This window comes from Almyronema sp. (genome assembly GCF_052168255.1).
Classification (GTDB): Bacteria; Cyanobacteriota; Cyanobacteriia; order Phormidesmidales; family Phormidesmidaceae; genus Sphaerothrix; species Sphaerothrix epifaneia.
On the sequence record NZ_JBQLZL010000001.1, the window covers coordinates 1 to 21069 of the forward strand.

15 protein-coding genes are annotated in these 21069 nt (G+C 51.0%); 5 read left to right on the forward strand and 10 right to left on the reverse strand.

The genetic code is table 11. The features are described 5' to 3' along the window. Nucleotides 1–83: 83 nt before the first annotated feature. From ACTS3T_RS00005 to ACTS3T_RS00035, 7 genes are all read right to left on the reverse strand, one after another. Nucleotides 84–1454 carry a lactonase family protein gene (locus tag ACTS3T_RS00005; protein WP_462934548.1) on the reverse strand — a complete coding sequence of 457 codons (1371 nt, stop codon included), beginning with the start codon at nt 1452–1454 and terminating at the stop codon, nt 84–86. A gap of 58 nt (nt 1455–1512) precedes the next feature. Next, complete coding sequence (locus ACTS3T_RS00010; RefSeq protein WP_462934549.1) at nt 1513–2286, reverse strand: MBL fold metallo-hydrolase; 774 nt, start codon at nt 2284–2286, stop codon at nt 1513–1515. A 35-nt stretch (nt 2287–2321) separates the two neighbouring features. Continuing rightward, a complete protein-coding gene (locus tag ACTS3T_RS00015) occupies nt 2322–3461 on the reverse strand; it encodes a sulfotransferase family protein (RefSeq protein ID WP_462934550.1) in 1140 nt (379 codons plus the stop codon). 15 nt (nt 3462–3476) lie between these two features. Further along, nucleotides 3477–4718 carry an MFS transporter gene (locus tag ACTS3T_RS00020; RefSeq protein WP_462934551.1) on the reverse strand — a complete coding sequence of 414 codons (1242 nt, stop codon included), beginning with the start codon at nt 4716–4718 and terminating at the stop codon, nt 3477–3479. Between the two features lie 67 nt (nt 4719–4785). Then, entirely contained in the window at nt 4786–6117 is a 1332-nt protein-coding gene (locus ACTS3T_RS00025) for a protoporphyrinogen/coproporphyrinogen oxidase (RefSeq protein ID WP_462934552.1), read from the reverse strand. Between the two features lie 59 nt (nt 6118–6176). Next, nucleotides 6177–9914: a beta-ketoacyl synthase N-terminal-like domain-containing protein gene (locus ACTS3T_RS00030; RefSeq protein WP_462934553.1), complete on the reverse strand. Its 3738-nt coding sequence runs from the start codon at nt 9912–9914 to the stop codon at nt 6177–6179. A 17-nt stretch (nt 9915–9931) separates the two neighbouring features. After that, complete coding sequence (locus tag ACTS3T_RS00035) at nt 9932–12115, reverse strand: AMP-binding protein (RefSeq protein ID WP_462934554.1); 2184 nt, start codon at nt 12113–12115, stop codon at nt 9932–9934. 665 nt (nt 12116–12780) lie between these two features. On the opposite strand from ACTS3T_RS00035, the gene ACTS3T_RS00040 reads away from it, so the two are divergent. The 4 genes from ACTS3T_RS00040 to ACTS3T_RS00055 all read left to right on the forward strand — a co-directional run bounded on the left by ACTS3T_RS00040 (nt 12781) and on the right by ACTS3T_RS00055 (nt 17117). After that, on the forward strand, nt 12781–13782 hold the full coding sequence (locus tag ACTS3T_RS00040; protein ID WP_462934555.1) for an SDR family oxidoreductase: 1002 nt from the start codon (nt 12781–12783) through the stop codon (nt 13780–13782). 282 nt (nt 13783–14064) lie between these two features. Continuing rightward, nucleotides 14065–15198 (forward strand): hypothetical protein, encoded by a 1134-nt coding sequence (locus ACTS3T_RS00045; protein ID WP_462934556.1) that lies wholly within the window; start codon nt 14065–14067, stop codon nt 15196–15198. A gap of 260 nt (nt 15199–15458) precedes the next feature. Then, nucleotides 15459–16034, forward strand: coding sequence for a plasmid pRiA4b ORF-3 family protein (locus tag ACTS3T_RS00050; protein WP_462934557.1), 576 nt, complete (start codon nt 15459–15461; stop codon nt 16032–16034). A 141-nt stretch (nt 16035–16175) separates the two neighbouring features. Continuing rightward, nucleotides 16176–17117, forward strand: coding sequence for an NmrA family NAD(P)-binding protein (locus tag ACTS3T_RS00055; RefSeq protein WP_462934558.1), 942 nt, complete (start codon nt 16176–16178; stop codon nt 17115–17117). On the opposite strand, the gene ACTS3T_RS00060 is transcribed toward ACTS3T_RS00055, so the two are convergent. Together ACTS3T_RS00060 and ACTS3T_RS00065 are read right to left on the reverse strand one after the other, a co-directional pair. Next, the gene (locus tag ACTS3T_RS00060) at nt 17114–17623 is read right to left on the reverse strand and encodes a DoxX family membrane protein (RefSeq protein WP_462934559.1); all 510 of its coding nucleotides are present in this window, start codon (nt 17621–17623) and stop codon (nt 17114–17116) included. The genes ACTS3T_RS00055 and ACTS3T_RS00060 overlap by 4 nt on opposite strands. A 221-nt stretch (nt 17624–17844) precedes the next feature. Then, the gene (locus ACTS3T_RS00065; RefSeq protein ID WP_462934560.1) at nt 17845–18159 is read right to left on the reverse strand and encodes a hypothetical protein; all 315 of its coding nucleotides are present in this window, start codon (nt 18157–18159) and stop codon (nt 17845–17847) included. Nucleotides 18160–18432: 273 nt separating this feature from the next. Between ACTS3T_RS00065 and ACTS3T_RS00070 the strand changes: the two genes are divergently transcribed. Next, nucleotides 18433–18798, forward strand: coding sequence for a TRADD-N-associated membrane domain-containing protein (locus ACTS3T_RS00070; RefSeq protein WP_462934561.1), 366 nt, complete (start codon nt 18433–18435; stop codon nt 18796–18798). A gap of 229 nt (nt 18799–19027) precedes the next feature. Here ACTS3T_RS00070 and ACTS3T_RS00075 read toward each other — a convergent pair whose 3' ends face one another. Further along, nucleotides 19028–20647: an NAD(P)/FAD-dependent oxidoreductase gene (locus ACTS3T_RS00075; RefSeq protein ID WP_462934562.1), complete on the reverse strand. Its 1620-nt coding sequence runs from the start codon at nt 20645–20647 to the stop codon at nt 19028–19030. Between the last annotated feature and the right edge of the window lie 422 nt (nt 20648–21069).

Below are 21069 nucleotides of genomic sequence, written 5' to 3' on the forward strand. Positions count from 1 at the left end.
CAAACTTTCAAGCGACAGCCAGGTATACGCGTGGCTCAATTAAAAAGCGATCGCGGCTGAGTCAGGTTAGCCTGCCGACTTGACTACTGCACCAGAGACACTACGTGGGCACCCCGCACCACATCTAACTTCAAACCAGTTCGTTCTAAACGCGGTTGACCATCCCGTAAGACTTGCCAAAACTCGATCGCCCCGGTTCTCGGTTGCGCTTCTCGGTAGTTGTAAATGACCGTTGCTAGCGAATTGCCGCTGGCGTCAAACACAGCATCTTCAGGCAGTAAGCCTTCAAATCCATATTCGGCCAGCGGGTTTAAAGCTCCCGTCGCTTGATCAAGTTCGACTATCGACAGCGAACTGTGTGACTTACCCCGCCAGACAGGTGGAAAGTTAGATAAATAGGTGCGACGCATATTTACCGTGACAATCAAGCTACCGTCAGGGCTGACGGCAAACCCCTCAGGACTCAAGCCGACTTCTGCCCTAGCGGCGATCGCTGGCTGCTGACCAGTCGTGTCAAAGTCAATAGCAATCAGTTCTCCCTTAGGATTCATCAAATAGTTCAAAAATCGTAGCGGCTTGGTGCTCCACTTCAAATCAGAAATTAAATAGGTTTCGCCGCTGGGCGAAAACCTGCCACAACTGAGATGATTGCCGACTGCCAGCGGTTCCCCATAGGGACGAATTTCGACGGTATTGGCCTCTGCTAGCACCTGATAAAAAGCCACAGAGCGATTGTTTAAATTAAGCGCTAAAAAGCCACTGGAAGGATGCCAGTTAGCCGAATTGACATCAGCAGGCGCGCCAGTCGCATCTGTAATCGAAAAGTAGCTCTGCGTCCCCAGCGTACCGTCTGGATTAAGCTGAACTAGCAACAGTTCTCGCCCCGGTTCATCTAAGTCAATAGCTAAAAATCTACCATCGGGGCTGATGGTGACATGTCTGGGATTGCGACCCACTTCAACCGTTTCAATTAGGGTTGGTTGAGCCGGATTGGCGATATCAATTACAGTGATTCTGGAGCCATCTGGCATGTCTTCAATGGTGTCAAACTGTTGCACATCGGCGGGCGGTGTGCCGCGCACTTCGGCCACATAAGCTTTTGTGCCATCGGGGGAAGTCGCAATAATTTGAGGCCATGACATCACCGAGTTGGGTGCTGCAATAGCCGAAACGACGGGATTATCGGGGTCAAGTGGCAAATCGACGACGGTTAAGGTGTCTTCAATGCCAGCTACGCGATCGAGTTTGGCATCGGCGTAAGCCGTCGCCACCATATCAGCATCGGACGCAACCAACAAAGCGCGTCCTTCAAACTGAAAAGGTCGAACTGTCTCCGGCAGAGCCGCGATCGAAACGGGGTCGGCTAGCTGAAGCAGTGCGTAAAGGATCAAGGCCAAAATCAGGCCAATAGATACCCAAATCAGTCGTCGAACTGTTTTGGATTTAAATAGCATAACCAATACGTCCTTTGATGTAATTTGCAAGCGAGGGTAGGCAATTCAGGCAGGGGGCTTATGCCGACGTCAGGCTAAAACGATAAAACTCGACAGGATCATGCGCCGAGAAAATTTGGACGGAAGTCTGTTCTGCTGCTAGCTGGCGCAACCGCTGCTGATTATGACGTCGAGCTTGTCGATCAGCAGCTAGACAGGCTTGAAACAACCGCAAGCCAATGGGACAGTAGGGGGGATGGGCGTGAATTTCATCTCGAAAGAAGTAGGCGTCTCCCGCGTGCAGCAGCCAGCCCTGATCGGTTTGTACTGCCACCCCGGCATGACCCCAGCTATGGCCTTGTAAAGGAATAAAGAGCAGGGTAGAGACTTCGGGCAAAGGGCGGATGGCTTCAAAGCCAAACCAGGGTTCACCGATCGCTTCATGAAAAATCCAGTTGGGCGATCGCCCGCTTTGTCGCCCTCGATAGCGAAACCGATTGATCCAGCGATCGGGGGTCGTTGCTGCCTGATACTCGCTGGCTAACACATGCACCTTTGCCTGGGGAAAGTCGTAAATGCCCCCCGCATGGTCAAAATCCAGGTGAGTTACCAGAATGTGCCGCACATCTTCGCGGCAGTAGCCCAAGCGCTCTACCTGACGCAGAGCTGTTTCTTGAGGGTCGAGGCGGGGGTTTGCCCAAAACAAAAAGCTACCCGGCAAGCGAGAACGAGCCCTTTGAACATCGTCTAAGCCCAAACCCGTATCCACCAAAACCAGCCCTACCTCAGTTTCAATCAGCAAGCAGTGGCAAACCAACTCAGCGATCGCCAGAAGCGAACCTCGACCACTCACCCAGCAACCTCCTCTAACACATTGGGTTGAACAGTTTAAGTGATGGACTCGCATGGGGAGAGAACAGGTTCGGGATATTGCCACTGGTCTATTGTGAACTGCCAGTGCTGGTAAATTTTGCGGATGATTTCGCTATCTTCAAGCGTGTAGCGATTACGCTGGTAGCTACCCTGGCTAGCAATATAAGATTCAAACTTTTCTGTCATTGGCTCAAAATCTGGCAAGCCAAATTGTTGATAAATGCGCTGTAGTTGATGAAGGGGTTGAACCTCTAAATCTTCATACCTCATTTCTATCAGGTTGTCCGGTGGAATCAGGTGCTTTTCCAAAAAAAACTTATCCATTATTTTTTGATAAAAAGCAAAAATGTTTTCCTCAATGGCCTGTTCACTAAAGTCTTGCAGGGCAATAACGGGTAGTAGCTTTTGGTAAAGCCGCCGCGTGGAAAAATAAACCGTGTAAGGATTTCTATAAATGTGGATAAACTTAGCATCTGGGAACAGTTCCAACAAAGCTTTTATACGACCAGTGTTAGCTGGATTTTTAATCAACAATCTGCGTCCCTGAGTATTTAAGCTAGCCAGTTTCAACGTTTTTAGATAAGCTTGCTTCCATTGAGAAAAGACGGCTGGAGAGATTTCGTTAAAGAGGACAAATTGCTCAAAGTAGTCTCTCATAGCGCGAGGAAAATACCAACCGTGGTAAAAGGAAAAAGGCGACAGATTAGCTAGACAAAATTCTTCTTCTTGCGGATAGTCAAGCGCCAGACTGACATTGTCCATTGGCCGCGTTTTAGGGGTCATCCATTCTAAAATAGGGGCGATTAGCCAGCGATTGGTCAAACAAAGTTCAGGTGCCCAAGCTTGCAGGGTAGATAGATAAGAAAACTGACTATCCAGACTCATCAAGTTATGTAGATACGTAGTACCGCTGCGCCAATGACCAATAATAAAAACAGGCGGTTTTTCAATAGACTGATCTGCCATTAAATGACCTACTTTGGCCTGCTCATAGAGTCGCAAAGGACTAGATAATAAACTTGAAAGGGTTACAAACAAGGCTCTAGGTACATACTTGAGGTCAACCCCATCGTTTTGCCACAAAAGCCGAACCCAATTGCTAAATGAACCAAAGGCGAGCGGTTGCTGATTTAGAATAAGATGCTGATGCTTCATAATTTTTGAGTAACGTCACAGACTGTTTCTGCTATGAGAAGTTTTGGCGATCGCGCTAGGTGGATAGTTCCAGCACACCTGCAAAAGCCCAAAAGTGCCTAAGGCAAAGATGGCACTGACGATAAAAGCACCCTCTAGCTTCCAAAAACCATAGGCAAAACCTAAAAGAATCGGCCCCAAAGCTTGACCCAAACCCAATACCGCCCCATTCAAAGACATCACCGCAGCCCGACAGGTAGGCGGCGTGAGTTCGGTAATTAAACTTTGCAGGCTGGGCAAGCCAAGTCCAAGGGCAATGCCATAGAGGAGAATCGGCAGGAGCAAACTGCCAATAGTCGGCATGAAGGGCATTAAAACCAGCGCGATCGCATACAGCAGAAACGAAAACCGAATGAATACCCCCGGTGAGTAGCGCTGCACCCATCGACTAAACTGTGAGGCTGTCAGCGTCACGGTGGCAAACAACAGAGACAAGAACAGCCCCACCGTCAATAAAGAAACTGCAAACCGCTGCTGCATCAGCAGCGGCAGATACGTGGCACAGGCACCACACAGCAAAATAAAAGTCGTAATTGTGCTGAGAAACAGGCCGATAAAGGCGCGTTCACGAATACTTTGCCATGCCTGCCGCATTTGCACCCGTAACTGTAGCGGCGCTGAAGATTTAGGCTCTTTTAGCCCCAGCCAAACCCAAACGCCGACGGGCAACCCTAGCCCAGCCAGCAAGAAGGGATAATTCCACCCTAAGGTGGCTAAAGCCCCGCCCAGTAGCGGATAGCTAGCCGTCCCAACGCTGATCACGCTGGCTTGATATCCCAGAGCCGCTGTACGTTCACGGTCAGTATAAAAATCCCCAATCAGCGTCACACTGAGGAAAATTAACGCGGCGGCTCCCGTCCCTTGCAAAAAACGCATGGCTAGCAAAGCCGGAAACGTTGGCGCTAAAGCACAAGCCATGCCTGCAAAGCTAAAGAGCGCCAGTGAACCCATAAGAATCGATTTGCGCCCCACCCGATCGGCTAGAACCCCCAGAACAGGGCCTAACAAAACATTGGGAAGGGTAAAGGCTGTAATAATCAGCCCCACCCGTTGCGGCGAGACTTCAAGCGCCTGCACAATTTTGGGAAAGGCGGGCGTGATACTCGGAATGCCCATAAAGGCGATCAGAGAAACCCCAAAAATAAGATGAAGGCGGGGGTCTTGATAGATAGCTTTGGTTGGTAAGCTCAGGTTTCTCTCATCTACAGATTTCATCATTTCTCCAAGCCGTTGGGGTTGCCGCAGCAACCCATTGCGCCAATAGTCATAGCCCCTAAAGCGGAGATTAGGTCAAAACCAGTTTGGGTGATTCAACCAAGGATTGGTGCGATCGCGCCACTTGCTCCGCACAGGCTTTGCCCGCTTGAAAACACGCTTCGATCGATGCCCCTTGGCGATAGTCACCCGTTAGGAATAGCCCTGGTACAGCGTCAAGCTGCGCGGCTAACGTCTGGGAAAAGGTTTTGTGGTCAGCGGCGTAGGCACATAGCCCTAACGACCAGCGCCGTGAAACAAACTGCACCCGATCGGCCGCACTGACAGGAATATGGCGATTGAGCGTGGCTTCAGCAATTTGCAGCAGTTCCGCCGTATCCCGATTGGATTCAATATAAGGACGCGCCGTTCGGCCACTCAGGGTATAGCGCACAATATGGCGATCGTTGACCCCATAGGCTCCGGCATTGCTCAAGGGTTCATCTGCGTCAAATACCAAGGCTCGGACTTGCTCAGAAAAAATGTTGCGGCAGTATTCGGCCACAATCACCATCACCGGATAGTAGCGCACCAAACGCAGCGTTTCTGCCAGGTTAGCTGCAATCGGCGCTACTAAGTTGGCTGCAATTGGCGCTGGCGTTGCCAAAATAACGCCTGCATAATCTTGAGTTTGGGTTCTGCCTGCCTGGTTTAGCTCTAATCCAACTACGCGATCGCCGCGAAAAACCAGCGATTCAACTGTGGTTGCCAACCGCACAGAGACTTGCCGCGCAAACTGTTCTAAAACGGGGTGAATACCGTGGTGAAGCTGCTCGTAGGTATCTAGCACCATGCGGAGGTTACTGCCCAGATTACCCAGATAAACTTCGTCTGGCTCGGCTCCATTCATCCGCACCGACATGGGCCGAATTAACCGCTGGCAAAAGGCGGCACTGAAAAATTGGCTCATGGAGGGCTGGTTAAATTGCTGGCTGAGCGAAGTGAAATAAGGCCCCCCTAAATAACCGTTTGTTTCTTTTTGTTTGACGGCAAGGCACATCCGCAGAAACTGGATTACATCGGTTAGCGAAGCCTGTCTCAGCAGCTTTACTAGCCCCAACCAGCGCTGACGGCTATCCACGGTAACTATTTTGCCGTTGCGTACCTGCGATGAATTCAAACCAAAAAACTCATAGGGGTGATCGCCCATCGCCTGCGTAAATTCTCGAAAGAGATGATAGCCCTTGCCAATGTTTTTGCCGCCCATGGCAATTTGGCGATCGCCCATTGGGCAAGAAGCCATGCGACCGCCGAGGTAGTCGTTGCGCTCAATTAGCTCAACGTCTAAGCCGCACTGCTGCAAGTAATAAGCTGTTGCAATACCGGAGGCTCCCGATCCAACCACTGCGTAAGTTGCGCTCATAATATCTGCCCTAAATTTCCTCAATAGCCTTTCAAGCTGGTTTAATTCCGGCCAAGTTTTTAATGCACAGCGTGCATTTCGCGTAAGGCGTCTCCCCGCAGGCTCTGATAATGAGCCGCAGAAAACGTTCTGAAATAACCCTTAACCACAGCCGCCGTTGTGTCGTTTTGGACGATGGAAATCGTCACCTGCATTTGCACTAGCTGGCCGTCAACTGTCAATTTGTCGGAAACTTCGGCGATCGCAAATAACGCCTGCCGGGTTTCGGCAAAGGTGAAAAACTGCGCCTGCATTTCATCTAAAACAAAGGCCATGCCCATCGGCACGTCGTAGTAAAGATGAGACAGCACAGTTGCAAACTGACGCGCCGCTTCGATGATGTACAACCCAGTGACGTGGTCTTTAGGATGCTCGTAAAAGAAGGTATGACCGATATCTTGAGCCACTTCCGCCAGAATGAAATCGGTTTGCAACTGCTCAACACGGGCAATCAAAACGTTGCTGGCGTTGTCTTTGTGAACCAGCGCCTTGTCAATACGTAGCACCTGGCCGGGCTGAAATTCAGCGGCCCATACTCTGAATTTGGCCAAAGCGGGCGAAAAGTCTCGCTGAGCCGCTGCGGTAGGTACGGGGTTGGCGGCGGGTTCGAGCGTTTGCGACACGACCTGAATCAAATCTTGCAGCGTTATGCTGCTGAAGAACAGCTTAATCGGCAAATCTTTGAGGGCAGGGTAAGCAGAAATTAGTTGATGTCTGACTTCTACCAGCATCAACGAGTCGAACCCTAGTTCCTCTAAGCGGCTTGTTAAGCTGAGCTGGTGCGGCGGAATTCGGCCCACCTCGGAAACAATCGTTTGCAGCTTTTCAGCAACTGTCGCTGTCGGTGGCGGCGGTTCAGGTGAAGGCGGGCTAGAGGCGGGCGACGGTTCTGCCGCGATCGCCTGAAACATCTGATGCCCCGACCGAATGGAGGCCAAAATGCTGTCAATCTCTGAGGTTAGATTTTGCAGCTGGTTGACGACGCCGTTGATTCTTTCGTCTTTCTGACGGCGATCGCCTGCTGGCAGTGACGCCGAGAGCAAAGGAAAAGTCTCGCGCTCAAAGGGATAAGTGGGCAAAGGCAAACGGTGACGAGGATAGGCTTGGTCAAAACCTGACCAGTCGATTGCGCCGCCCAGGGTATAAAGGGTTTGCAAACTCGCCAATAGCGACGACCAGTTATCTTGGCGACGATGCAAAGAAGCTAGCCAAACCCCCGGCCAATCTCTCAGCACGGCTGCGCCCATTTTGCTCAGAGTCGGGTGAGGCCCAATTTCAAGCAAGATATCAACCCCTAGCGCCTGCAGCGTTTCTAGCCCGGTACTAAACTGCACAGGCTGCAACAGGTGCTGGCACCAGTAATTGGCATCTAGCGGCTCATCTTCTTTGAGCAGTTGCCCGGTGAGGTTGGCCACAATGGGAAGGGTATGCTTTAGCGGCGTAATCTGTTGGGCAGCTTGTTCAAACAGCGGCACAATCGGAGCCATCAACGGAGAATGAAAAGCATGGGAAACCCGCAAGGGACAAGCGCGAATGCCCTGTTGTTCCAGCTTCTCTAAAAGGGTTTGCACAACCTCACGCGCCCCCGAAATGACCGTATTTTCCGGCCCGTTCACAGCAGCGATCGCCACTTGCTCTGGATAATCTGCCAGCAGAGGCAGCAGCAGTTCACGGCTGGCAAAGACAGCCGCCATCATGCCATTGGCGGGCAAACTCTGCATCAAGCGCCCCCGCTCAGCAATCAGCGTCATCACATCTTCTAGACTAAGGGCACCCGCAAAGCAGGCCGCTGCATATTCGCCAACGCTATGACCCATTACCACATCTGCCTGAATTCCCCAAGACCGCCACAGGTGCGCTAGGGCACACTCTATAGCGACGAGGGCAGGCTGAGTATAGGCGGTTTGATCGAGCCGATCCGAGGCGGAATCGGCATACAGCACTGAGAGCAGCGAACACTCTAAATGTGGCTCTAGAATTGCCGCACAGCGATCGAGAATTTGGCGGAAGGTCGGCTGGGTTTCATACAGATCGCGTCCCATCTGCGCATATTGAGACCCCTGACCCGTAAAGAGAAAGCCAATTCTAGGTCGCGATGATTTTGCCAGTTCTGCAACTGCCACCGCAGGCGTAGCGCCGTGGTTGAGAAAGTCCGTCAGGCGATCGCTGACCTGTTGACTAGAGTTTGCTACCAGCGCTAAGCGATGGGCAAAATGGCTTCGACCCGTATTGGCTGTAAAACAAACATGCGCCAGCGCTTCATCCGGCATCTCAGTGACAAAGTCTCGATAGCGCTCAGCTAAAGCCCGTAACGCCGTCGGGCTTTTAGCCGACAAAGTCAGCAGGTGCAGCGGTCGGGCGATCGCGGCTTCGGCTGCCACTCGCAGCGGCGCTTCTTCCAACACCATATGGGCATTGGTACCGCCAAAGCCAAAAGCGCTAATTCCCGCTAGACGCCGCTCTTGATTGGCTACCTCCCAAGGCTGACACTGTGTAGGAATTGACAACGTCGTTTCTGCTAGAGAAATTCGCGGATTGAGCTGCTGAAGATGCAAATGGGGCGGAATTTTTTGGTGATGCAACGCCAGCACCAGCTTGATGAATCCGGCAATGCCAGCGGCTGGTTCCAAATGGCCAATATTGGTTTTAATCGACCCCAACCAGCACACCTGCTCTGGCGATCGCTGGGGCATCAGCACCGCTTTAAGCGCCTCAACTTCAATCGGATCGCCCAGCGAAGTGCCTGTACCGTGGGCTTCAACGTAGCTAATCTGCTCTGGTGCTACGCTGCCATCTTTGAGCGCTTGATGAATAACGGCTTGTTGCGCTCGACCGTTGGGAGCTGTTAGACCATTGCTGCGGCCATCCTGCCCGACTGCCGAACCCCGCACCAGCGCCCATATATGATCCTTATCTTTAACCGCCTGCGACAGCCGCTTTAACACTACAATGCCGCATCCTTCACCCCGCACGTAGCCATCTGCCCGCGCATCAAAAGTTTTGCACTGGCCGTCTGCAGCCATCATGTTGGCTTGCGATAGGGCAATGGTCAGCTCTGGCGTCAACATCAGATTAACGCCGCCCGCCAGCGCTGCTTCGCATTCACCCCGGCGCAAACTCTGGCAGGCCAGATGTAGAGCCACCAGCGATGAAGAACAAGCCGTATCAACTGACAAGCTGGGGCCGCGCAAATCTAAGACATAGGCCAGCCGATTGGCGACAATGCTACAAGCGCCACCAGTGGCCGTAAAAGCGTCTAAATGTTCTGGATCGCTCAGCAGCAGGCGAGAGTAGTCACTGGTGCTGATACCAATAAACGTCCCCACATTGCTGCCTGATAGCTGGGCTGGGGATTGGCCGGCCTGCTCTAAAGCTTCCCAGGCGACCTCTAGCAACAACCGCTGTTGCGGATCCATCCGCTCTACTTCAGGCGCTGAAATACCAAAAAATTTTGGATCAAATTGATCGATCTGCTCTAAAAAGCCACCCCAGCGGGTGCTGAGTTTGCCTGGAACCGCAGGGCTAGGATCGTAGATCGCATCGTTTTGCCAGCGGCCAGCGGGAACCTCAGTAATGGCATTTATCCCGTTTTCGAGCAGGTGCCAAAAGGCTTCTGGGTCGGTTGCTTGCGGAAAACGACAACCCATTCCAATGACGGCAATAGATTCTTGAAAATTCCCCTGCTGAGCCAGTTGAGACTCCAGTAAGGCTCGTTTTTCGAGTGAAAGCTGGCCAATCCGTCGGGAAAGTGTATCCACGAAAATGCCTCCCTTAATTAGGAATTGGATTGTTCAAGCGCTTTGATCGTTTCGTCTGCAGAAAGGTGTTCGATGTAGCTGAGAAGCTGATCAATCGATTGATCGCGGCTCGATGGGGGCTGCGATCGCTCAGGTTGAGAACTTTCGGCACCGTCCTGGTCGAGGCTGATCAAATATTGCGTCAGGCTTTGAATGGAGGGATATTCCCAGGGCAAGGTCGGCGAAAGGGGACGATTCAACCACGCTTCTAAATCGCCAACCAAATCAACCGCATCCATTGAACCCAGCCCATAGTAAGAGAAAGGCTGATGGCGATCGATGTCGAGGCTGCTCAAGCCTAGGCGTTGCGCTAGACGAGCCGTCAACCAAGACTCAATGCCCATTTCTGAAAAGGGATCTGCCGGGAGACGGTTTGCCCCCAAGGCGTCAGCGGTGGCCGCAGATAGCGCTAACTCATTGAGGGTTGGCGCGCTCCATTGCCCCACAATCGCCAGCTCATCGGCTAAAAACTGAGCCCGACAGGTGCGCCGCTGCACCTTACCGCTAGAGGTTTTGGGCAAACTGCCAGTTTTAATTAAGACGACAGCGTATACATTCAAATCGTGGTGTTCGGCGATCGCCAATCGAATAGCACCGACGACTTCTTCTAGATTTAATTTGCGAATGTGCGATCGCTCTACTTCTTGAACAATAACGAGTTTTTCTGTGTCATTCACGTCTACTGAAAACGCCGCCCCACAATCGGGTCGCAAAGCCGGATGGCTCTGAAACGCCGTCAGTTCAAGGTCTTGAGGATAGTGATTGCGTCCCCCAATAATGATCAGATCTTTGAGACGACCCGTAACAAACAACTCGCCTGCGTGTAAGCAGCCTAAGTCACCCGTCCGCAAAAAGGGGCCTTCCTCAGTGTCTTGCAAATAAGCCTGAAAGCTCTGCTGTGTCGCTTCGGCATTTTGCCAGTAACCCTGGGCTACACTAGCGCCCTTAACCCAAATTTCACCAATTTCGTCTGGTTGACAGCGCGTTAGCGTCTGAGGATTGGCAATGACCACCTGCAAATCTAGAATGGCTTTGCCGCAACCGACAATCACCTGCGTTTCTACCTGGCTGTCTGCCGCATCCTCCACCAAACGCAGCTGGTTTTGCTGCAACGCGCTGGCTTGCACAGTGTGAAAAATCGGTAAATGCTGTTTAGATCCCCCCGAAACAATCAGCGTGGTTTCGGCCATGCCATAACAGGGATACAGCGCTTCTCGCCGAAATCCACACGGCTCAAAAGCGGTGGCAAAGCGCTCTAGCGTTTGAGCGCGAACAGGTTCAGCCCCATTAAAGGCGACCTCCCAGCTACTTAAATCAAGCGTAGCCCGCTGTTCTTCTGAGACTTTGCGCACACACAAGTCGTAGGCAAAGTTAGGCGCACCGCTGGTAGTCGCTCGATAGGTGGAAATGGCCTGCAGCCAGCGGATTGGCTTTTGCAAAAAGGACACAGGCGACATGAGAATGCAAGGGATCCCTAAGTAAAGGGGTTGCAACATGTTGCCAATTAAGCCCATGTCATGAAAGAGGGGTAGCCAGCCGACAAAAATGGTGTCTTGGCTGTGTCCCATCGCCTGTTGGATTAACGCCTGGTTGTGGAGCAGATTGGCATGGCTGACCATGACGCCTTTGGGCGTACCCGTAGAACCTGAGGTGTATTGCAGAAAGGCCAGTGTATCTGTTTGTACATTCGGCTCGCACCAGCTAGCGGCCAGGTGATCTGCCGTTTCGTCACTAGCAAACCACTGCATCTGTTGCAGGTCAGGGGACTGATTGATCTGGCGGCTAATATTGGCTAAAACGCTGGTTGTCGTTAGGCTTGCCGTGGCTTGGGCATCTGTGATGATGGTTTGCAGCCTGGAGAGGGAATGATTATTCCGGGGTGGGTAAGCAGGCACAGCCACAACCCCAGCGTATAGACAGCCAAAAAAGGCTGTGATATAGTCTAGACCCGCCTGATAAAGCAGCAAAATGCGATCGCCTGCTGATACGGTCGCCTGCAACTGAGCCGCGATCGCCTGTGCTCTTTGATCAAGACGCTGATAGGTCAATTCAGTTGAGTCAGTTTCGCCGTCTTCAAGGAACGTATAGGCAACCTGATCAGGCTGTTGCGCCGCTCGAAGTCGTAAAAGATCAATTAGGGTGGAAAAATTATTCGTACGCATGTCAAGCTCAAGTAGAATCGGCTATCGAATGGGAACTAGATGGTTCACGATTGGAGCAGCAATCTGCACCATCTAGCGAACCATCGGGCATAAAACTATCGTCGTCATTGCCTGCTTAGAACTTGCAACCTTAAGTCAGAGGCAGTACAGCCGCTGAACGCTTGTTGCTGAACAGACAGTTCTGAGAAAAAGGTCTTTCTATATCCCGTAGCCTTTGGGCAAAAAATCTACTTCTAGCCAGTCCAGGAAATCTACAGTGAAGACGCTGTGTGTGGCACAACAGGGTCTATGAAACTCGTTAACTTAGATCGGAATGAATTTTCACTCCTACATGTTCACGAAATATAGACTAAGGTTTAGAAATATGTCAACCCTCTTTTAACTTCTTTGCAATTAGAAACTTTACTTTTACTAAATTGAGCGTTTGATTCTAGTTGTTTAGAACCGACAGAGTCCTTTTGTGTTGGGGAATACAGGATTTGCGATCAGCTATGAAACCAATAGAAATTAACCTATGTCAGCAAATTGTATTCCCCTAACATTGACATCACTTTAGATTTAGTTTAGATTCTCCATGAATGATTATTCCGCTAGTTTTGCCTAGCTGGACTTAATCACCTTGCCTGACGGCCAAACGTATCCAGGGATAAACCAAGGACAGCAGCATGAAAGCGTTTGTGACGGGTAGCACCGGGCTATTAGGCAGTAATCTTGTGCGGTTGCTGGTAGAACAAGGCCACAGGGTTAAAGCTTTAGTTCGCTCTCCTGAAAAAGCCCTAAGGCTCTTTGGCGATCTCGATGTCGAACTAGTGAAGGGCGACATGCTTGATCTAGAGGGCTTTGTCGAAGAGTTGCAAAGCTGCGATGTTTTATTTCATACAGCCGCCTATTTTCGCGAGTCTTTTCAACCCGGTGAACACTGGCAAAAACTAGAAGAAATTAACATTACCGCCACTATCAATTTGCTGCGCTACGCCAAACAATACCAGCTTAAAAAAGTGGTTTATGTCAGTTCTGCGGGGGTCATTGGTAAGTTACCGGATGGAACGGCAGGCAATGAATCTACCCCGCCTCATCCCATTACTTACCAAGACCCTTATTTTAGAAGTAAGCTTTTTGCCGAAAAAGCAATTGATGCTTTTTTAGCCGAGCATCCGCTAGAAGTGACGCTGATTCTACCAGGATGGATGTTTGGGCCGGGTGATGTGGCTCCAACCAGTAGTGGCCAGTTTGTTTTAGATTACGTTAACCGCAAGCTACCCATTCTCATCGATGGCGGTGCTTGCATCGTTGATGCCAGAGATACCGCGATCGCCATGATTAAAGCAGCAACACTTAGCGGTCGTTCTGGTGAGCGATACATTGTTGGCGGACATTACTACAGTCTAGAAGACCTTTGCAAAGCCTTGACGGCTATCACTGGCGTTCCTTTACCGGGTTTTCGCCTGCCCCATCGGCTGCTGATGGCGTATGCTTGGATTTCGGAACGCTACAGTCAGGTCACGCACCGCCCTATCCTGATTTCCTGTAATGGTGCTAGAAATTTGTACGCCAAATTAAAATGGAACTCGGATAAAGCGGTGCAAGAACTGGGCATTGCCTTTCGGCCTATGGAAGAAATGCTACAGGATCAGGTGAATTGGTACCGTCAGCATCATTATTTATAGCGATCGCCTTTAAGTGTCAGTCACTCAATAAATGGCTGCAAGCCGCTGACAGAAAACCTTTTAGTTCGCCTTTCGCTCTTTGCCTGCGGCCTTGGGCGCTATCAGGCGATCGCCCAAGATAACCCAAAGCCTTTTGGCTCGGTTAAGACGGGCAGTGATTATGCTGAGCAGATATGGCGATCGCTTTGCCATATCCGTCTCAAATTTGGTAACCAGCCATACTAACCACCCCAGTTTGAATAGGGTGAAGAAACACAATAGTATCCCCCACAAAAGGAATTTATGGTGTCTCTTCGAACCGTTAGTTTTTTCGCCAGCTTGATGGTTGCAACAGCGGCGAGTACCGCGATCGCGGCTCAAACGCCTTTGTTCAATCCTGCCACGGCTTCATCCACGCATCCCACTGCTCCTCTGGCTCAACAACCCACCCGCCCCTCGCCCTCCCGGTTGCTCACCCGTCGCGTTCAGCAAGACCTGGCTCAGCGGCTCAACGTTTCGCCCAACAGCCTGCAAATCATCGAAGCCACGCCGCAAACCTGGCCCGATCAATGCCTGGGGCTAGCCCGTCCTAACGAGCGCTGTCGCGGTGGCGAAGTGCGCGGCTGGCGGGTACAGGTCGCCAGCGCTCAGCAGATGTGGACTTATCGCAGCGATCGCTTTGGCTACCAGATCGAGCTAGAACCCCTACCAACAGCACCGGACTTTGGCACAGGGGATTTTTCGGTTGAAACCAGTCAGCAACTGCTTACCACAGTAGCCGAACAGGTAAATCAACCTGTGAGTCGCTTGAGTGTTCTAGAAGTACAATCGGCAACTTGGGATGGCTGCTTGGGTGTGTATGAACCTGATACAGCCTGCACTGCTATTGCGCTGGCAGGCTTTAGGGCACTGGTTAGTGATGGTCAAACAGTTTGGGTTTACCACCTCAGTGAAAACGGTCTGCAAATTGCTCAAAATCCAACTGCTAGCGGTGCTCAATTGCCGCTGCTGGTGTCGTTTATGCCTGTAGCAGAAACGCCCAACCCTGAGGATGATTTAGAAACACAAATCATTTTTCAAAGCCAGCTCAGCGGCGATCTAGCAGGCTCAGTGCAAAGAACCATCCTGACAGCCGATGGCAATCTTTACCGCGAACAGCTTCGGCCCATCGGCGGCGGGGAGCCAACCCGTGAGCTGATCAAAACCCTGAGTTCTGCTGAGGTTGAAGCCTTTCGTAACCAGCTAGCGCAGCTTCGCTTCGCTAACTTCAATCGTTTGCGCTACCTGACTGAAGCTGCCTTTGCCGACTATCCCACCACTCGTCTGCAAACGCCCTTTGCCAGTGTTGAATACATTGACCTCGTTGTCGATCAACTCCCCTCCGACCTGCAGGCGGTGATCACCCAATGGCAGAGCTTTACCCAAGCTGAGGGCTGAGGGCAGAAGGAAAGTTTTTCTGTCAGCGGCTTTCAGCACTTCGAGGATCTTAATGCTGGTGGCTACAGCTATAGCTATGCCTACGAGCAATTAAGGTTTGCCCTCGGATTGATCCAAGCAGGACAAAAAGCGATCGCCCAGCAGAAAACCACTTACTATTTAAGCAAGCGATTGGCTCAGCGCCGAGCGGTCTATCTATAGATCCGCTCCGCCGCCGCCGCTAGACAGCCAGCCGACTGTGACGTTCCTGCCGCGCCAAAATGACTCCACGCCAGCCTGAGCCGACTATCTATCAGCTCAAAATCACTCTAAGGGACATCCGTCCCCCCATTTGGCGGCGAGTACAGGTGCGCAGTGACACTACGCTAGCCCATTTGCACTGGGTAATTCAGATTTCTATGGGGTGGACGAACTCCCATCTTCATTCTTTTTCTATTCAAGGAGTCAGGTATGGGACACCCCTGCCTGAGTTGGGCTTGGATGAAATCGGCTTGCGTAATGAGCAGTCGGCTCAGCTCAGCAAAGTGATTCTAGGAGAAAAGTTCAAATTCTTCTATCTCTATGATTTTGGCGATGCTTGGGAGCATGAAATCTTAGTTGAGAAGGCACTTGCAGCGGCGGCTGAGGTTGACTATCCCATCTGCATTAAAGCTAAGCGGGCTTGCCCACCCGAAGACTGCGGCGGAACTTTCGGCTATGAGGCGTTTCTAGAAGCTATCCAAACGCCAAACCATCCTGAACACGAGGAAATGCTTGAATGGGTGGGGGGCAGCTTTGACCCAGAAGCTGCTGAACTCGCTGAGATCAATGCTCAGCTCAAGATGATTCCCGCTTGAGCCTATAGCCAAAACACGGCTGCAAGAGCGAAAGGCAGAAGCAGAAAATAAAATGAAAGGTTTGCTATAGAAGGCTTTCAGCCATTTGAGTATCTCAACCTGAGTGGCTATGGCGATACAAGCATCAACTGCTTAAAGGTTATGGCACATCTCTATCCTCGCATTTTGCTAATTGGTGTCACTGGCGGCACAGGTAGCCGAGCAATTAAAGGCTTTTTAGCCCAATACGCACCAGCGCAAATCCAGGTAATGACCCGTCGGCGAGATTTAACCCGCCCCCTTTTACAAAAGCTAGATCAGCTAGGCATCGGTATTGTAGAAGCCGATTTGGACGAGGCTGATTCTCTGAGCGCTGCGTTAACCGACATTTCAGCTCTTTACTGTCATGCGCTGAGCGGTGACGAATCTAAAACCGACCCTAGCGAAGTGGCTCGCGGTCGGCGGCTAGCTACAGCCGCCCAGCAAACAGGTCTGCAACAGATCGTGTATCACTCAGCCAGCGGCGTTGAGCGCCAATCAGGGGTTCGCCGGATTGAGCAAAAATATCAAATCGAACAAATTTTGCAGCAGGCAGCCCCGTCCACCACAATGCTACGAGCCTGTCTGTTTATGGAAGAATTTTGGAAAGCCTATACCCGTCCCGCCATTTTGCGGGGTAAATTTCCCTTTTCTATTCCCGCAGATAAACCGCTATACCTGGTTTCGACTAAAGACTTGGGGCAGGTAGCTGCTGCTGTCATGCAAAATCCGGCAGCCTATAGCGGACGCCACATTGAGTTAGCCGCCGATGTTTTGACACCACGACAGATAGCTGCCGCTTTTGGCCGAGTTCAGGGGCAGACCGTTGTGCATCAAAATATCCCGGCGGCATGGTTTTTAGTTTTGCTGCGCTTTGAACTGTATCAGCTAATCCGCTGGTATCGCCAGGAGGGGTGCCAGGCGGATGTCGCTAGCCTGCGCCAGGAATTTCCCGGCCTGCTAACCACGTTTCAGCAATTTCTTGAGGAAACGCACTGGGCAAATCCCCGCTTAGGCTACGCAGACCTGAGCTTTGCCGCCAATGCCTCAGTTACTTCTTGTTAGCGTAGCCGCAAGCGTCGAAAGCGCAGACTTTCTTGGGTAGGGCGAGGTTCGACCTGATTAGCTGGCTGACGGCGATCGCCAAAGAAAACTTGATCTAACGCCAAACGGTTGTAGCCAACGCCAGCTAGCAAAATAAACAGAACAATATTGTAGATAAGCTGACTAGAGGCCGAATCCCAGTTTTGAACAACAGTGACTCCGTACATCAAAACTGCCATCAGCCCAAACAAAACAACTAGCGAAACGCGAGTAAACAAGCCCAAGAGCAGGCAAAGGCCAAAAATCATTTCAACCGGGGCGACACAAAAGGCCGTGAGTCTGACTAAAAACTCCGGCATCCAGGCTGCCTCCATAGCCCCAACCATCGACTCGGCAAACCCCGGCAGATTGCCAATGCGGGTAAAACCGTGATTAAAGTAGTTGATGCCAACGACAATACGTAGCAAAGCATAAGCCAGGGAAAGGTCGGCTACTTTAAGCCCGAAGGAATTTCGGTCGCCGTTCATAGAACCTCCTGATGTGGGCGGTTAACAGGTCAAATTGACGGGTCAGATCTGAAAGAAGTGCAAACCAGGGCGATCGCGGGCGATCGCGCACTAATCTCTGGTGGCGTAAAAACTACTGTTTATTAAAATAGCGCCCTCAATCTTTAACGACCAGTGTTGCCCCATACGTTGGCGGTTTAAGTTGGCTACTCAAGCAGGTTTAGCAAGGGCGATCGCAGCCGCTAAAACCAAGGAATATTATCTAGCAAAGCTTTTAACAAGCCCTGAAAATTTTGTCGGAAAAGCACCGCCAAAAGACCGCAGAAAACAGCTGTTGTGCCCATCACCCAGACAAAATGATGCACCTGCCAAATGCCGCCAAACAGGGCAAAGGCAATCAACCCGGCACTGGCACCGCCCGCAAAAAGCCAACCGACGGGCTGAGCGGTCTTAGACGGAGACTTAAAAGAGTTTAGTGGAGGCTGCTCTGACAGAGTGGTCTTGTCTTTTTCTAAGGGCTTGTGCTTGGGCTGGCTTGCCGCAGGCGGATTATTCACCCGGCACCCAGGCCACAAAAAATATTTTAGCCAACCCTTAGCTGCAACCGTCATAAAAACTTGACGGTAGAGACTAGGCTAAGCAGCGCCTAGCCATATAGAGAGTAAGTTGCAGAATTGGGTTAATCATAGCTTTGAATGGCGGGAAATCTCTACTCCGACTCGATGTGCAACAGCTGCTTAATCAGCACATACAGACAAGACGTACTCATTTGTACATTGCAACTGGGGATGACAGATAGGGCGTTGCTTTCAGTCAAAAGGAGACCCGCTATGGCTAGAAGTTTGATCACGACAGCTTACCTAAAACAGCAGCCTTTAGCAGACACTCGCATCACCTTATTGCATCAGGTGATTGCCGAGGGCATTCGGCAATCCCAGCAGAATGCCAACCAAGCCCATTGGAGCTTTGTGATTGCAACGTTCATGTCTACAGCCAGTGCTTTAATTGGTTTGAGTGGGGCGGGGCTGCTCTTGTTTGGTCAGGCTTCAGAAGGCTCAGTAACAACGGCTGTCGGTTTGGCCTCTGGTGTGTACTCTTATCAGCTTTCGAAGGAGGCGGCTGAACGCCAAAAGCAAGCCAACGATCGCCTAGAACAGCTACTGCTAGAACTGAAAATTGAAACTCCTCAACCTTAAACCAGGTTGAAAGTTAGTAGCTTTTGGGTACTAGAGCTGTCTATACACTCTCTTTTTTGGCCATTTGAGGGTTTCAATCCTGATGGCTCCAGTTATCTCTCGGTTTGGGCGATCGCCAGCAATGTTCTAGGCAGATTGCCGTCAACAGAGGAATACGGCTGATCGTTTGCAATCAGCCGTATGCGGTGGCAAATCGATATTCGCCCTGATTTAATTCAAGCAGCCACCTTTAAACGAAGGCAGGCACCCGCTGGTTTTGCACCACATAGGGCGTTAGCTCAACATACTGATTGAGGTAGGTATGAAGCTGGGCTTTCATCTGCTGCACCATGTCTTCATACGCAGCAGCAGGGCGGGCGGACGAAGGCGCTGTTGCTAGCACCTTTTGTTCTGCCTGACGCATAATTTGCCAAAGTTGCTTTTGCATCACCTGGTAGGTGGGGTTGAGAATTCCCCAAACATTGGTATCTGCAAGGCGATAGTCATCGTCGAGATGCTGTTGCTGATTGAAATGGCGTCTGGCATCGATTTCTTGAAAGCGCTGAATCAGCGCGATCGCTTCGGGATGGTTAAAAGACATATAGACAAGCTGATTGTCTCGCTCCAAAGCTTCATGCAGCTGATGGGCAAACTGCTCATAGCGGGCAAAACTGGCCTGAGTTGCGGGGCTGCCATCAATGATCGGTAGCGATTCTTGGGCAGCAAAATAGGCCGTCGCCACTCCCCCCGTCAGCCCCGGCGAAATTAGCGGATCAACAAAAAAGGCCGCATCTCCAATTATTAGCCAGCCATCGCCACTAACCTGACGGCTGTGAGTGCGCACATTGGCGCGGCTTAGATAGTCATGCTGCCCGTAGTAATCGCTGGCCAGAGTTGCGTCGGCTAGCAGTTGAGCAATGGCCGGATATTTGGCAGCGTAATGTGCAAAAACGGCTTTTGGCCCTTGCGTGTGAAAAACGCGATCGCGATCCTCCCGCAGCACCAGCCCTACACTCACCACCTCATCAGCCTGACACCCAAGGGTTTGCTGCAGAACTTCCCGCTTGGCAACCTCACCCGTAGAGGATAGCAGTTGCTGCAACAGGGGATTAAGCTGCCCATCCGTCACCTGTTGCCAGGAGACGAGGGGAATGTACCAAAGCCAGCCTTCTTGAAAGCACAAATGCTGAGTATATTCATCGCGCGAGAATTGGGCGGCGGCCTGCCACTGTTCAAAACTGTCTAGACGCCGAACGTTTTTGAAATAACCCCAAACAGCATTGTTTTGGAACAGGCTATGGGTTTGAGTATGCAGGTTGAGATGCTTCGCCAAAGCGCTGGCTGGGCCACTCGCATCGACTAGCAGCTTAGCGTTTAGACAAAATTCTTGCTGATCGGCTTGATAAACAATTTGATTGCCAAGCTGACTCAAACAAGAACGCTTGAGATTAACCCTAGCGCCTTGCAGCACTTCGACGCCCAGGCGACGAGCATTGGCAATTAGCAAGCTTTCTAGCACGCGGCGTTCAATTTGAAAAGTTTCGTCGAAAGTTTCGAGAATGTACTCAGGAGCTTGCAAAATATGGTCAATTGCTTCATCGACGTAAAAAAATCCCAAGCCATTTTTGGGAAAAAACAGTCGATTGAGTGTTTCCTGGCGAATACCAACAGAGCGTAGGGCTTTGCAAAAGCCTGAAAGTGTACTCTCACCAATTTTGTGGCGCGGAGTTTTAGAACGCTCTAAGACAATAATGCGGCTTTGAGGACGAGCTAGCTTAACCCAGGAAGCATAGAGGAGTCCTATCGGGCCAGCTCCAATGATGGCGATATCGTAGCTTGAAACCTTCTGCGCAAGTGTTTTGGCTGACATGTGATTAGTTTCTCAGAAGAAAATCCGATCGGTGGGCTACGTGCCAGGGAACAGGAGTTAAACTAAAAAATTTCTTTAAAAAAGAGGATTGTATTTTTACGGAATATGAAGCGGAGGGTTAAAAAAGTTGTGTAGAATTACGGTCTAGCGGCTGTGAAGCCAGCAGCGATGCCCGATGAACTGAACTGAAATTAGCCCTGCGATCGCTTCAGACGAGCCAACTTAGCCCCAAAAAAACTGCCAGCAAAGTTCAACTTGCTGGCAGTAATATTGATAGCAAACCAGTTTTCTCAACTGAGTCAGATGTCATTGGCGGGAGAAAACCAATCCTTTTGATCAGCTTCCTAACTTGTCGCCAAAGCCTATAGGGTTATACCGATTCTTCAAAAGAAAGGTACAGATGAGACTGACGAAACGTATGC

Coding starts and splice junctions, on each gene's coding strand:
- ACTS3T_RS00005 (WP_462934548.1), bottom strand. CDS start 1,454: ATGCTATTTAAATCCAAAACAGTTCGACGACTGATTTGGGTATCTATT.
- ACTS3T_RS00015 (WP_462934550.1), bottom strand. CDS start 3,461: ATGAAGCATCAGCATCTTATTCTAAATCAGCAACCGCTCGCCTTTGGT.
- ACTS3T_RS00020 (WP_462934551.1), bottom strand. CDS start 4,718: ATGATGAAATCTGTAGATGAGAGAAACCTGAGCTTACCAACCAAAGCT.
- ACTS3T_RS00025 (WP_462934552.1), bottom strand. CDS start 6,117: ATGAGCGCAACTTACGCAGTGGTTGGATCGGGAGCCTCCGGTATTGCA.
- ACTS3T_RS00035 (WP_462934554.1), bottom strand. CDS start 12,115: ATGCGTACGAATAATTTTTCCACCCTAATTGATCTTTTACGACTTCGA.
- ACTS3T_RS00040 (WP_462934555.1), top strand. CDS start 12,781: ATGAAAGCGTTTGTGACGGGTAGCACCGGGCTATTAGGCAGTAATCTT.
- ACTS3T_RS00045 (WP_462934556.1), top strand. CDS start 14,065: ATGGTGTCTCTTCGAACCGTTAGTTTTTTCGCCAGCTTGATGGTTGCA.
- ACTS3T_RS00050 (WP_462934557.1), top strand. CDS start 15,459: ATGACTCCACGCCAGCCTGAGCCGACTATCTATCAGCTCAAAATCACT.
- ACTS3T_RS00055 (WP_462934558.1), top strand. CDS start 16,176: ATGGCACATCTCTATCCTCGCATTTTGCTAATTGGTGTCACTGGCGGC.
- ACTS3T_RS00060 (WP_462934559.1), bottom strand. CDS start 17,623: ATGAACGGCGACCGAAATTCCTTCGGGCTTAAAGTAGCCGACCTTTCC.
- ACTS3T_RS00070 (WP_462934561.1), top strand. CDS start 18,433: ATGGCTAGAAGTTTGATCACGACAGCTTACCTAAAACAGCAGCCTTTA.
- ACTS3T_RS00075 (WP_462934562.1), bottom strand. CDS start 20,647: ATGTCAGCCAAAACACTTGCGCAGAAGGTTTCAAGCTACGATATCGCC.